This window comes from Sedimentitalea nanhaiensis DSM 24252, from assembly GCF_000473225.1.
GTDB classification, from domain to species: Bacteria; Pseudomonadota; Alphaproteobacteria; order Rhodobacterales; family Rhodobacteraceae; genus Sedimentitalea; species Sedimentitalea nanhaiensis.
In genome coordinates this window covers 2,172,024-2,184,402 of record NZ_KI421509.1, presented here as the reverse complement: position 1 = coordinate 2,184,402, position 12,379 = coordinate 2,172,024, and the positions used below count along the sequence as shown (strand labels likewise).

General features: G+C 54.0%; 10 protein-coding genes. 9 read left to right on the top strand and 1 reads right to left on the bottom strand.

Annotation, left to right across the window (positions count from 1 at the left end; translation table 11 throughout):
- Positions 1–458: 458 nt before the first annotated feature.
- Both NANH_RS0112510 and NANH_RS28565 read left to right on the top strand, forming a co-directional pair.
- The gene (locus tag NANH_RS0112510) at positions 459–638 is read left to right on the top strand and encodes a hypothetical protein (protein ID WP_027262340.1); all 180 of its coding nucleotides are present in this window, start codon (positions 459–461) and stop codon (positions 636–638) included.
- A gap of 155 nt (positions 639–793) precedes the next feature.
- Positions 794–1,183: a hypothetical protein gene (locus NANH_RS28565; RefSeq protein WP_139236598.1), complete on the top strand. Its 390-nt coding sequence runs from the start codon at positions 794–796 to the stop codon at positions 1,181–1,183.
- A 70-nt stretch (positions 1,184–1,253) separates the two neighbouring features.
- On the opposite strand, the gene NANH_RS0112505 is transcribed toward NANH_RS28565, so the two are convergent.
- Positions 1,254–2,162: an ArdC family protein gene (locus tag NANH_RS0112505; protein ID WP_027262339.1), complete on the bottom strand. Its 909-nt coding sequence runs from the start codon at positions 2,160–2,162 to the stop codon at positions 1,254–1,256.
- Positions 2,163–2,401: 239 nt separating this feature from the next.
- Here NANH_RS0112505 and NANH_RS26165 point away from each other — a divergent pair, with 239 nt between their 5' ends.
- Genes NANH_RS26165 through NANH_RS0112475 form a run of 7 tightly spaced genes read left to right on the top strand, consistent with a single transcriptional unit; the run spans position 2,402 to position 11,980 of the window.
- The gene (locus NANH_RS26165; protein ID WP_139236596.1) at positions 2,402–3,184 is read left to right on the top strand and encodes a restriction endonuclease subunit S; all 783 of its coding nucleotides are present in this window, start codon (positions 2,402–2,404) and stop codon (positions 3,182–3,184) included.
- A 50-nt stretch (positions 3,185–3,234) separates the two neighbouring features.
- Positions 3,235–3,540 carry a hypothetical protein gene (locus NANH_RS28560; RefSeq protein WP_139236594.1) on the top strand — a complete coding sequence of 102 codons (306 nt, stop codon included), beginning with the start codon at positions 3,235–3,237 and terminating at the stop codon, positions 3,538–3,540.
- Between the two features lie 57 nt (positions 3,541–3,597).
- Positions 3,598–5,118 (top strand): type I restriction-modification system subunit M, encoded by a 1,521-nt coding sequence (locus tag NANH_RS0112495; protein ID WP_027262338.1) that lies wholly within the window; start codon positions 3,598–3,600, stop codon positions 5,116–5,118.
- Positions 5,111–6,322, top strand: a complete 1,212-nt coding sequence (locus NANH_RS0112490) for a restriction endonuclease subunit S (RefSeq protein ID WP_074920772.1) — start codon at positions 5,111–5,113, stop codon at positions 6,320–6,322. Before NANH_RS0112495 ends, NANH_RS0112490 begins: the two co-directional genes overlap by 8 nt.
- Positions 6,319–8,040, top strand: coding sequence for a DUF6119 family protein (locus NANH_RS26160; RefSeq protein ID WP_074920771.1), 1,722 nt, complete (start codon positions 6,319–6,321; stop codon positions 8,038–8,040). The genes NANH_RS0112490 and NANH_RS26160 overlap by 4 nt, the downstream gene beginning before the upstream one ends.
- Positions 8,037–11,267 (top strand): type I restriction endonuclease subunit R, encoded by a 3,231-nt coding sequence (locus NANH_RS0112480; RefSeq protein ID WP_027262336.1) that lies wholly within the window; start codon positions 8,037–8,039, stop codon positions 11,265–11,267. Before NANH_RS26160 ends, NANH_RS0112480 begins: the two co-directional genes overlap by 4 nt.
- On the top strand, positions 11,264–11,980 hold the full coding sequence (locus NANH_RS0112475) for a M48 family metallopeptidase (protein WP_027262335.1): 717 nt from the start codon (positions 11,264–11,266) through the stop codon (positions 11,978–11,980). The genes NANH_RS0112480 and NANH_RS0112475 overlap by 4 nt, the downstream gene beginning before the upstream one ends.
- Positions 11,981–12,379 lie beyond the last annotated feature (399 nt).

Here is a 12,379-nt window from a genome sequence, read left to right as displayed (position 1 = left end):
AGGGTTCATGTTCAACACGGCTGGCGAGGCCAGGTGGTGCGGGCAGGACATTGAAGGCTGAGCCGCATTCGGCCAGGGATTTAAGGGCAATCAGTGCAAGCCACTTCGACGCAATGGAGACAGACAGAGGTGAAGTAAGCGGCCAGACCTGACCTAGCCGCGCTCGTCAAAGTACGTCGCTCGACACTCATTTTCGATAATCCGCATCTGGAGCAATGCGCCGCTGGCATCGTACGCGGGCGGGCAAACGCCTCTGAAGCCTGCTGCCATCAAGCCGTATCAATACCGCCTTCGCGGTGATCCTCTTCAAACCGATGACGCCACGCTTCATGCGCATCTCTCCATAGTTCCAAGACCGTCTCCCGACCCATCAGCGCCTTCACTGGCCGATGATTGTGTGTGCGCGGGCCGAAAGGCCCTGAGCGGTTCGGGGCCTCCTTGAAACAAAGGAGGATACGATGAAACTCGTCTCACGATTTGAAGCGGCATCCCGCAGCACGGCAGAATTGCACGGACTTCTGGCAGAAGCCTTCAATGCCTTCGCCGCTGCTCCGCGCGGAAGCCAAGAGCGCCGCGATGCTCTTCAGAGTATGCGCAACATCGAAGGTGAGCTGGCGGCTCGCACGCCGAAGCTCTAACTCACGCGGTCGGTCATGAGGCTGGCCGCTATTTCTAGATTAGTAGAGATCACTCTGCTAATATGATATAGTATTGAATGAGTTTAAGAATATTTGCAGTACGAACGTATATTGGCATTCACTTTCTTATGCCGGGAGTTGGGAGAAGGATAAATATGTCCTACTTTCTTGCGCCTTCGTATATCCAGCGCCCAAGAAATTATTGCGGCATTGACTGTGTGATTGCGAAGCAGTCTATCGAGCTATATGAGTACGGTAATGATCGTCCGGGAATGTGTTATAAGCAAAGCTTTGAAAAGCTTTATGATTTTGCGTCTCACCTAATCAATCCAGCGCTAAACTTAAAAGTTTCTTGCGACACGCTTGATGCTATTTCAGCATCTCCAAGCTTACCTAATGAACAGAGAAAAGATTTCGACGTAAAGAAGTTCAGTGAGTTACACCCCCAAATCCGTGAAAAAGTAATTTCTGGCTGCGAAAGGAGGCGGAAGTCCCCTCCCATTCGCGTCATATCAAATATTCTAGAATATTTGGTATTTCGCTAAACTCTCAAATTACTCTTCTGCTGCGGCTGGCCATCAGGCCAGCCGCGAAATTTTCCGGATGTGGAGCCGCCTATGCGGCGACTCCGTTCGTCTTCACTTCCTCGATCAGGGGCTGCAATCCATGCAAGAAGTCCGCTGCGCGTTGCGCATGGGCGGCGGCGCTGAAAATCGCCCGCTTGTCTTCCTTCAAGACCTTGAGCCAGCTTTGAATGTAGGCAGCATGATCGGTGCCTGGCTCGGGCGTCAATTCCAGATCGGCGCAAAGGAACGCCGCGCCAAGCTCGGCGACCAACTCTTCGCGTGCGTAACCTTCATCGCCCCATGTCTTCCGCCCGAATTCGCGATCAAGGCGGCTCTTGTGCTTCGTCCAATGGGTTAGCTCGTGTGCGAGCGTTGCATAGTAGCTTTCGGGGCTCTTGAACGTCTCGAAGTGCGGCATCTGCACATGATCGCTGCCGCCGCTGTAGTATGCCCGGTTTCCGCCATGGCGGATATCAGCGTCTGTGTTGACGAAGAATTCTTCGGCGTGGGTGATCCGCAAGGCGGGGTCAATGATCGGCTCGGGCTTAGCATAGTAGTGCTCGGGCAACCCTTCGATCTGCTCGACATTGAACACGCTGTAGCCCTTCATGAAGGGGATTTTCCGCTCTTCCTCTGATCCATCGTCCTGCTCTTCGGTTTTGGTGATCGTGTTCGCATAGACAACCAGATTGCCGCGCTCGCCCTTTTTGACGTGTGCGCCAAGCTCCTTCGCCTGTTTGAACGTCATCCAGAAAGGCGAGAGATAACCCGCCTCAACGGCGGCTCCCCATAGCATCAGGATGTTGATTCCATTGTAGGGCACGCCATTGTGCCGCAAGGGCTTGGTGATCTTTCCCTCAAGGTTTCCGCTGTTCCAAGGCTTGAGCCATGACAACTCGCCTTGCTCCAGATCGGCAATGATCTTGTCTGTTACTTTCTGATAAATATCTTGTCTCATTGGCTTTTTCCTTCCTTCAAAGCTCGGTTGCGCATGCAACCGGACTAGGCCCGCGCCAATGAGCGGGGGGACGGCCGTCCAGACCGAAAGGCATGGAGGGGTGCGGGCGCAGCCGAAGGCGAGCCACGGCCATGACTTTCGCCCGTAGCCTCAAGCGAAGGGCTTGGTCTTGACGGAGGACGGGCCTGCAAGGCCCCAAACGAAAGGAAGAAGTGTCAGCCGCTAACGGCTGGCCATAGATGCGCAAGGGATGGAAGCCGCATGGCCGAGACTTCAGGCTCGGTTCACGACAGCCCGACCCGAAGGGTGCGCTTAACACCAAAATTACAGTAGAATGGCCTACTGCAAAAATTCTACTTGACAGCGCTTGGGTTGGGTTGTATATCTGTGGCATGATCTACAGACAAAAAAATACCACTTTGGCGGATGTCTGCGACATTCAGAGCGGCTATACGGCGCGCTCAAGCCTTATTGAGGATGAGGTGTTTGGCGTTCCCGCTATTCAGTTGCGCGACCTGCGCGATGACGAGGTGTCCTTAGAGTCCGTTGAGAAGTATCGACTTGAGGGCAAGCTGGAGCGTTACGGCGTTCGGCCTGGAGACATTCTTTTCCGCTCTCGGGGTGAGAAAAACACGGCCAGCATCGCCGTGGGGGAGCCGCAGGAAATGGTCGTGGCTCTTCTGCCTGTCATAGTGATCCGCCCGAAAGGCGATGAGGTCCTTCCTGAATACATCGCTTGGACAATCAATCAGCCCGAAGCTCAAAGGCATCTGGACAGTCGCGCGCGAGGGACAAAGCTCCGCATGATCCCGCGTGACGGGCTTGAGAAGGTTCCTGTCAACATACCCCCCTTGAATATTCAGCGCTTAGTCGTGGAGATCGACAGGCTATCGGCGCGCGAAGAGGGTCTGCTTCGCGAACTGGCTGATAAGAAGAGAGAATTTACGAGATGCGTTCTGCTCCGGCAGGTGCAAAACGCCCAGCTTCACGGCAATGAAGCTGGGCATAAGGTCGCCCGCTGACCTTGGTCGGAAGCGGGCAAAGTGCAACGGACAAACTCATGAGGTGAATAATGTCCATTAATATTGGAAGTTACCACGCCGAAGGTCCTTTCGGCAATGAAAACAACTTAGAGGCACGCTCGGGCGTCTACGTGATCCTTGGGCGGCGCAGTGCGGCGTCCACTTGGAGCGTAGTGGATGTGGGCGAGTCGCAGAACATTCGGGAAAGGGTCTCGAACCATAACCGTGCACCCTGTTGGCGCGGGCAAGGTCACGCGGAGCTTTCAGTCGCGGCGATCTATGCAGACGCGCACAATCGCTCGCTGATTGAGCGTCAGCTCCGCGAGCAGTTCAACCCGCCCTGTGGATTGATTTGAGAAAAAACTTGGGGCGGGCATGCGTCCGCCCCAGAATGAGAAAAAAAGGATTTGAAAATGAACGATAAACTTACACAGGCGGAAGTGAACAATGCGGCTTGGGCTGCCTGCGACACGTTCCGTGGCGCGGTCGATCCCGCACAATACAAGGACTATATCCTCGTGATGTTGTTCCTGAAATACATCACGGACAACTGGAATGACCACTTCGAGACATACCGCAAGCAGTATGGTGATGATGATGTTCGCATCCGACGCCGCATGGAGCGTGAGCGCTTCTATCTGCCCGAAGGTGCAAGCTTCTACGACCTCTACGAACAGCGCAACGAGCCGAACATCGGCGAACTGATCAATATTGCGCTCGAAGACATCGAGGACAAAAACCGCAGCAAGCTCGAAGGCGTGTTCCGCAACATCGACTTCAACTCGGAATCGAACCTTGGGCGCACCAAGGATCGCAATCGCCGCCTGAAAAACCTCCTCGAAGACTTCAATAAGCCCGCCCTCGACTTGCGTCCGTCGCGGGTGAAGGAAGACATCATAGGCGAGACATACATCTACCTGATTTCGCGCTTTGCGTCAGACGCGGGCAAGAAGGCTGGTGAATTCTATACCCCCGCAGCTGTCTCGGGCTTGCTGGCAAAGCTGGCAGGGGCACAGGAAGGCAATACCATTTGTGATCCCGCCTGTGGCTCCGGCTCGCTTTTGATTAAGGCTGCTGAGTCTATAGGCTCCGATAACTTCGCGCTCTACGGGCAAGAGGTGAACGGTGCAACCTGGGCATTGGCGCGGATGAACATGTTCCTGCACGCCAAGGACGCCGCGCGCATCGAATGGTGTGACACCCTGAACAGCCCCGCGCTGATCGAGGGCGATCACCTTCAGAAATTCGATATCGTGGTCGCCAATCCGCCCTTTTCGCTCGACAAATGGGGTGCGGATAGCGCGGATACAGACCAGTACAATCGCTACTGGCGCGGCATCCCGCCCAAATCCAAGGGCGACTACGCCTTCATCACGCATATGATCGAGATCGCCAAGCGCCAGTCAGGCCGTGTGGCCGTGATCGTTCCCCATGGCGTTTTATTCCGTGGCGGCGCTGAGGGCAAAATTCGCCAACAGTTGATAGAGGAAAACCTTCTCGACGCCGTTGTCGGCCTGCCTGCGAACCTCTTCACCACTACGGGCATCCCTGTCGCTATTCTGATATTCGACCGTTCCCGCGAGGAAGGCGGCGCGAACGCGGATCGTAAGGATGTGCTCTTCATCGACGCCAGTAAGGAGTTCACGCCTGGCAAAGCCCAGAACGTGATGGAGGAAGACACCCACATCAAGAAGGTGCTCGACACATACGCGGCTCGCGCCCAGGTCGAGAAGTATTCTCACCTCGCCAGCACCGAAGAGATCGCAGAGAACAACTATAACCTCAATATCCCGCGCTACGTGGACACCTTCGAGCCGGAGGAAGAGATCGACGTTGCCGCCGTGCAGGCGGACATCGCGCGGATCGAGGGCGAGCTCGCAGACGTGCGCGCGAAGATGTCGGGCTATCTGAAGGAGCTCGGGATTAATGCATGAGCTCTATAAGAAGTTGCCATTAGCGAAAGTTGCCAAAATCGAACGAGGAAAGTTTTCTGCTCGCCCCCGAAACGACCCTAAATACTATGGTGGCGATATACCATTCATTCAAACTGGTGACGTCGCCCGTGCTGGTCGAACCATCCATAGTTGGACGCAAACGCTGAACGAACTCGGCCTTGGTGTAAGCAAGATGTTCCCGCGTGGTACGATTTTCATGTCGATTGCCGCGAATATTGGCGATGTAGCCATTTCGGGTTTTGACGCGGCCTGCCCCGACAGCGTGGTCGCAGTAAAACCACTGAGCAAGATTGATCCAGAATGGATGTTCCAGACTCTAAAGTATTCGAAGAATGGCTTGGCGGCACTCTCCACCCAGAACGCTCAAGCCAACCTTAGCATCGAAAAGATTGAACCTTTCAAAGTACATGTTCCCCCGTTTCCCGAACAGCAGAAGATCGCTGCGATCCTGCGGACCTGGGATGAGGCGCTCGAAAAGCTTAACGCGCTGCGAGCGCTGAATATCCGTCGCCGTATCTGGCTGCGCACCCAACTTTTCACGGGCAAGGTGCGCTTGCCGGGGTTCACAGATGAATGGCGCACGGTGCCCCTCAGCGACGTGCTCCATGAACATAGCTCCAAGTCCACGGGGGCTGAAGAGGTCTACTCCGTTTCGGTTCACAAGGGGCTTGTCAATCAGGTCGAGCATCTTGGGCGGTCTTTCTCGGCGGCGAGCACGGATCACTACAACCGTGTTCTCCCTGGCGATATCGTTTACACCAAGAGCCCCACGGGCGACTTCCCGCTTGGCATTATCAAGCAGAGCAAGATCGACCGCGAGGTCATTGTCTCACCGCTCTACGGCGTCTTCACGCCGCAGAGCTATGCGCTTGGTGTCATCCTTGATGCGCTCTTCGAGTCACCCTTGGCAGCGCGCAATTACTTGCACCCGTTGGTGCAGAAGGGTGCCAAGAACACGATTGCCGTGACCAACAAACAGTTTCTCGAAGGGAAGCTCCACCTGCCGATGAGCCCAGACGAGCAAGCGGCAATCGCCGATGTTGTAAACACCTCACACGCCGAGCTGGCTTGTCTGGATGCTGAGATCAAAGCCCTGACCGACCAGAAGCGCGGTCTAATGCAGAAGCTTCTGACCGGCGAATGGCATGTCGAAGTCTCGGACGATGAGGAGGCTGCTGCATGACTGAGAAAACAAAAATGCGCACGCTTAACGTCCGGCTTCTACGGAAAGGACGTACGCCCGAAGACGCCTTCACCGAGACATTTGCACCTGACGCTGACCGAGCGCTTGAAGAACGGCCTTGGGATGCGGGTGATGGTGCGCGTCTGTTCGTTGGACAGATTTACTCCAACCCTCCTGGTTGGCGTGATCTGTTACAGCAAGTAAGCCCAGATTTGCCGGAGGGCATTTTCACTGGCGGAGCTGGTGCGGTAGTCTTCATTCCTGTTGGAGATCGCTTCGCCGCCATCTGTTTCGGTCATGTCCATATCGCACTTAACGATCACGCTTTCGAACGTCAATTTGGCTTGCGGGTCACGCTAAACAGCGTTCCGAGAGACAAGCTTCGGTCCCTTGATCTGGCGACACCAGACGCCGTCACGTTTCAAAAACGTGTGCAGGCGAGCAAGGATAGCGATGTTCAGGCATTCGGAGTCGATATGCTCCGCGACCTTGCGCGCGTGGCGGGTGGAACGCCCCGAAACCCTGCTTTTGCCAGCTTCGTTGCAGGCAAAGACAGCTTGTCGATCACGTGCCGAGTGGAACCAGACAAGTTCCATGAGAAGTGCGCGGAGATCATCTCGGAGTTCACCAAAACGACCTATCAAAAGGAGTTCGCATGGGTCGATAACATGCGCAGGGTCGAGGAGAAGGATACAATCGAGAAGCTCGACGCGAGTATCGAAAAGGCGATCAAAGATTTGAAGGCGGGCAAGGCCAGCGATCTACACATGACACCGCCGGAGATCGTAAATTATACCGAGGGGTCTCTGCTGCACTACAACGGTTTTGGAAGCCACGGAACAAATTTCCACAGCCTTTCTATCAAAGACTACATTTCAGAGTTAAAGCGCTGCGCCTTCAAGGGCGGAATCTCCGAAATCAAGGAGAAACATCGCGTCAAAGCGAAGGCAGAAGACGAAGGCGAGTTTTCAGAGAAGTGGCGTGTATATGATTGCTTTGTCTTCGAAACAACCCTCGGCGCGGATGGTAGCCAAGAGCACTATGTTCTTTTCGCTGGAGATTGGTACAAGGTCGAAAAATCGTTCAAGGACCGCATCGAAACCGCTTTCAACGCAATTGAGCGGGTTACCATTGTTGGCAAAACGACCTGCCGCAACGAGGAAAAGCTCATTGAACACCTTGAGGCCAGCCGTGACGATCTGGTCAAGCTGGACTGCGAAAAAATCAACCCACAGAACGTGCGGTATGCCAATATCGAACCATGCGACTTCTTCTCAGATCAGAAAGATTTCATCCATCTGAAGGACGGAAGCTCTTCAGGACCGATTAGCCATCTTTGGTCGCAAGGTGTTGTCAGTGCTGATGCGTTTATCTCTGACAAGGAGTTCAGAAAGAAGCTACGCGCCAAGGTAAAATCCATAAAGGCGGGCTTCGAGGTTCACCTGCCCAAGAGCACCGACAAAGTGGTTCGAGAGGACTACAAAGTGGTCTATGGCATCATGAGGCCGCCGTATGCAGACGGCACCCTCGGCTTGCCGTTTTTTAGCAAGGTGAGTTTCCAAACCGCTGTCGAGCGCCTCGCACAGTTCGGTATTCCTGTGGCTATCGAGCTTATTGAGAAGCCTGCCTCTGATGCTGATGCTGATGCTGATGCTGATGCTGGCGATGGAGATGATGGCGACGAAGGCAACGACGATGTGATTGAGGAAGCAGCATGAACCAGCACGCTGCATCTCAAGGCTTCAACCCTGCCGAAAAGTACCAATCACAGATTCCTGCGCTCCAAACACTGGTGGCGCTTGGCTTCCAGCCGTTGTCGCAAACGAAGGTTGATCGACTGCGGGGCAAGACCCGCAGCGTGATCCTCGACGACATCGTTGTCGAGCAGATGCTGAAGCTGAACAGCTTCAGCTATCGCGGCAAGAGCTACGCCTTCGATCTTGAGGATGCTCACGAAGCGCTGCGCCGCCTCAAGCCAACCCCTGACAAGCTCAAGGGGCTGAAGGGCACGAACCAGGATATCTATGATCTCTTGGTGCTGGGTACGACGATCTCCAAGGCGATTGAAGGCGATAGCAAGAGCTATTCCTTCAAGTACATCGATTGGGAGACGCCTGAAAACAACGTCTTCCATGTGACTGCGGAGATGAGTGTTGAGCGCACGGCCAGCACCGCTACGCGGCGCTGCGATATCGTCTGTTTCGTCAACGGCATCCCGTTTATCGTGATCGAGAACAAGCGCCCTACGGAGTCGCTCAAGAAGGCCGACAGCCAGCTGATCGGGTATCAGAACGAAGACAATATCCCGCAGCTCTTCCACTACGCGCAGTTGCTCATGAGCATGAAGCGGCAGGAAGCCCGCTATGCCACCGTAGGAACGCCGCGCAAGTTCTGGCAAATCTGGCGCGATGAAGAGGATCAAGACGCGGATATCTCTGCTGCGATCAATCACACGCTGACGGCAGATGCAAAGAACGCTGTTTTCTCCGGCGATTTGGCTGATGCACGCAGCTTCTTCGAAGAGCTAGCGGCGGGTGGAGAAAGGTCGATCAGCGAACAAGACCGCGCAATCTATGCGATGTGCCGACCGGAACGCCTCCTCGATCTTGTGCGCCGTTTTACGGTCTTCGATGGAGGTGTGCGTAAGATCGCCCGCCATCAGCAATATTTCAGTATTAAAACCGCTCTCGCCCGCCTTAAGGGTGTCGATCTGGAAGGTCGCCGCAAGGGAGGTGTGATCTGGCACACGCAGGGCTCTGGAAAGAGCTTAACAATGGTGATGCTCGGGCGAGCGCTAGCCTTGGACAAAGATGTAAAGAACCCCCGCATCCTGATTGTCACGGATCGCGATGACCTCGACAAACAGATCAAGGGCACGTTCAAATCCTGCGACCTTGAACCCGTGCGGGCAGCCACAGGGGCAAATCTGATTGAGCTGATCAGGAACCGGACTCCCTTGGTCACGACGATCATCAACAAATTCGATACCGCCATGAAGGCGGGTGAATTTCAGGATGACAGCGCCGACATCTTTGTTCTCGTCGATGAAAGTCACCGCAGCCAGACAGGGCGCTATGGCGGGCATGGCAAATTCGCCCTGAAGATGCGGCGCATCTTGCCGAACGCCTGCTATCTCGGTTTCACAGGCACACCACTATTGAAGAGAGACAAGAACACACTCGATACATTCGGGGGGCTTATTCACAAATATACGATTGATCAGGCGGTGAAGGACGAGGCCGTTGTCCCGCTGCTATACGAAGGGCGTTTGGTTGAGCAGCAGGTGAGTGGCGATGTTGTTGATACTTGGTTCAACAAAATCAGTGAGGGACTGACAGATAAACAAAAAGCCGATTTGAAGCGAAAGTTCTCGCGCATGGATGCTTTGTCAAAAACGAGCCAAGCCATCCGCGCAAAGGCGTTCGATATCTCCGAGCACTTTCGCCAATATTGGCAAGGAACAGGATTTAAGGGGCAGCTGGTGGCACCATCAAAGGCCGCTGCCGTGCGTTTTAAGGAGGTTCTCGACGAGATAGGTCATGTGACCAGCGAGATCATCATCTCCGCCCCTGACGACAAGGAAGGGAATGAGGAGGTTGATCAGGAGTCCAAGGACTTGGTCCGCAAGTTCTGGGTCAAAATGATGGCCAGGTACAAAACCGAGGACGAGTATAACCGTCAGATCACAGACTCTTTCAAGGGCTCGGGCGATCCAGAAATTCTGATTGTGGTCTCCAAACTTCTGACTGGCTTTGATGCCCCACGAAACACTGTGCTCTACGTCTGCAAGCCGTTACGCGAGCACAACCTCCTTCAAGCCATTGCCCGCGTGAATCGTCTCTATGAGGACGACGACAAGGAAAAGCAGTTCGGCTTCATCGTCGATTATGAGGGGCTTCTTGGCGAACTCGACGCCGCCCTGACGACCTACAGCGCTTTTGAAGGTTTCGACGGCGAGGATGTCGCCGGGTCACTGCACGACATTCGAGAGGAAATCCGCAGGCTTCCGCAGCTTCACGACCAACTATGGGATGTCTTTAAAGAGGTTCGCAACAAAAAGGATATGGAGCAGTTCGAGCAACTGCTCGCGGACGATGCCAAACGGGTAGATTTCTACTCACGGCTGAAGGACTATGGTCGCTGCCTGCACATTTCGCTTTCCTCAGAGAAACTCTATGATGTGTTCGATGAGGCAGCGGTCTCAACCTTCACGAAGGATTGGAAAGCATTTTCCGAGCTAAAGCGCTCAGTCCAGCTGCGCTATCAAGAAACCGTTGATGTCAAAGAGTTCGAGCCAAAAATTCAAAAACTGCTCGACGATCACGTTACGGCCAAGCCTGCCGAAGTGATAATTGATTTGGTGAACATTAATGACCCAGATGCTTTGAATGCTGTAATTGAGGAAGAAGGTACGACTGCCGCATCAAAGGCGGATCGAATTGCAAGTGCTACCAAGCGCACGATTACAGAGAAGATGAGCGAAGACCCTTCGTTCTACAGACAGTTCTCCGAGTTGCTTGCTGAAACGATCCGCGATTACCGCGAGAAGCGCATTTCTGAAAAGGACTACCTAAAGTCGGTTGTAGAGCTTGCGGGACGTGTGGCGCGCCGGGATCATGGGCGTGAAATGCCCGAAAGCATAAAGAGTGACACTGACGCACAAGCAGTCTTTGGCGTTCTTGAACCAATTTTGAAGGAGATAAACGGGGGCATTGAGGATAATGTGACTGCTGAACTTGCGCAGTCGATCATCGAGATTGTCAAGGATCATCATATCGTAGATGTCTGGTCAAATGAGATGGCGCAAAACAACATGCGCAACGCAATCGACGATTACTTCTTTGATGTTGTGCGCGATGAAAAAGGTATCAGCATTCCTCTCGATCTTCTCGATGACATTGAACTTCGGATCATGGATATCGCACGGGCGAGGTTCCCTGGATGAGTGCCGAGGTTTGCGAAGTTGCATTTGGTCAGAACACGATCACCTTCGATCTCGTTAGGCGTGAACGAAAGACCCTCTCAATCAGTGTTCACCCTGATCTAGCAGTCGAGGTCTTGGCACCTACTGATGCCAGCTTCGAGAAGATCGCGGAGAAGGTTCTAAAGCGTGCACCTTGGATTCAGAACCAGCTCAAATACTTCGCTCAGTTCCAGCCTCGCACACCTAAGCGGAGTTATGTGGCGGGTGAAACACATTTGTACCTTGGACGGCAATACAAGTTAAAAGTTGTGCCTCATATCCAAAACGGCGTGAAGATGCTTCGTGGGCAGATCATGGTCAATAGTACCAAGCCCCGAAACCAAGAACACACGCGAGATTTGGTTCGCGACTGGATGCTGAAAAGAGCACAGGTCAAGTTTTCCGAACGTTTGGAAATCTGCCGTGGGCGGTTTGCCGATCCCGAAGCGGTCGTACCCGCTGGACTTTTGATCCGCGATCTTTCCCAAAGATGGGGCTCAATGACAGCTCGCAGAAATCTGGTGCTCAATAGGTCGTTGATAGGAGCGTCAACGGATTCAATCGACTACGTGATCACGCACGAGCTTTGTCATATTGAGTATCAACACCACGGCACCGCCTTTTACGAACACTTAGGTCGAGTGATGCCGGATTGGGAGCGCCGAAAAACTAAGCTCGAACGGCAGCTGGCTTAGACGTTTAGGAAAGGCGTGGTGGCAAACTCTATAAACGATCTGGATGACATCCTCATGGGGGTATCGGGGGTAGCGGGAACGCTCTCCTGATTGGTGGTCAAACGGGCAGCCGTTTGTGCATGGTTCGGTGTTGGTGGAGAGGCACGTCTCCAAGTCCAACGAGTGGGATGTCAGGGGGCGCGATAGCCCCTTGGCTCGATGGGATGGCTCCAAGGTAAGGGCAGCTATGAAATGCTCCCTTCCTGGTCTCGATGAAATCGTCTCCATGAAGTGGCGCGCATCCAAACCGCGAAGGGTTGGTCTCCATGACATGGTGGTGATTGAACGGCCACACGTTCTACTGGCTCTGAGGATGGGCTTCATGCCCTGATCTGAGCCACAGGCCGGGGGGATGCAACG

Coding starts and splice junctions, on each gene's coding strand:
- NANH_RS0112510 (WP_027262340.1), top strand. CDS start 459: ATGAAACTCGTCTCACGATTTGAAGCGGCATCCCGCAGCACGGCAGAA.
- NANH_RS28565 (WP_139236598.1), top strand. CDS start 794: ATGTCCTACTTTCTTGCGCCTTCGTATATCCAGCGCCCAAGAAATTAT.
- NANH_RS0112505 (WP_027262339.1), bottom strand. CDS start 2,162: ATGAGACAAGATATTTATCAGAAAGTAACAGACAAGATCATTGCCGAT.
- NANH_RS26165 (WP_139236596.1), top strand. CDS start 2,402: ATGCGCAAGGGATGGAAGCCGCATGGCCGAGACTTCAGGCTCGGTTCA.
- NANH_RS28560 (WP_139236594.1), top strand. CDS start 3,235: ATGTCCATTAATATTGGAAGTTACCACGCCGAAGGTCCTTTCGGCAAT.
- NANH_RS0112495 (WP_027262338.1), top strand. CDS start 3,598: ATGAACGATAAACTTACACAGGCGGAAGTGAACAATGCGGCTTGGGCT.
- NANH_RS0112490 (WP_074920772.1), top strand. CDS start 5,111: ATGCATGAGCTCTATAAGAAGTTGCCATTAGCGAAAGTTGCCAAAATC.
- NANH_RS26160 (WP_074920771.1), top strand. CDS start 6,319: ATGACTGAGAAAACAAAAATGCGCACGCTTAACGTCCGGCTTCTACGG.
- NANH_RS0112480 (WP_027262336.1), top strand. CDS start 8,037: ATGAACCAGCACGCTGCATCTCAAGGCTTCAACCCTGCCGAAAAGTAC.
- NANH_RS0112475 (WP_027262335.1), top strand. CDS start 11,264: ATGAGTGCCGAGGTTTGCGAAGTTGCATTTGGTCAGAACACGATCACC.